The organism is Mesorhizobium sp. 01N446, assembly GCF_056399285.1.
Genome location: NZ_JBFTRA010000040.1, coordinates 1 through 500 on the forward strand (window position 1 = coordinate 1; position 500 = coordinate 500).

Consider the following 500-nt stretch of genomic DNA (forward strand, 5'->3'; position numbering starts at 1 on the left):
GTGACCATCAACATCGACGGCACCAATGACGCCGCCGTGCTGTCGGCCGATGTGCGCAACCTGACCGAGACGAACTCGGCCACCGACATATCGAGCTCGGGCACGCTGACCATCTCCGATGTCGACAGCCCTGCRACCTTCGTYGCCCAGGCTGGTACTGTCGGGACCTATGGCACCTTCGCCATCGATGCAGCGGGAGCATGGACCTACACCGCAAGCTCGGCCCACAACGAGTTCGCTGCCGGCACCACCTACACCGACACGTTCGATGTCGTCAGCGCCGACGGCACCCACACTTCGGTGACCATCAACATCGACGGCACCAATGACGCCGCCGTGCTGTCGGCCGACGTGCGCAACCTGACCGAGACGAACTCGGCCACCGACATATCGAGCTCCGGCACGCTGACCATCTCCGATGTCGACAGCCCGGCGACCTTCGTCGCCCAGGCCGGCACCGTCGGGACCTATGGCACCTTCGCCATCGATGCAGCGGGAGC

Annotated in this window: 1 protein-coding gene; it reads left to right on the forward strand. The window is 64.9% G+C overall.

Translation table 11 applies throughout. The features are described from left to right. Nucleotides 1–500 (forward strand): VCBS domain-containing protein (locus AC1DPX_RS35120; RefSeq protein ID WP_477242604.1); only part of this gene is annotated, 500 nt, incomplete at both ends.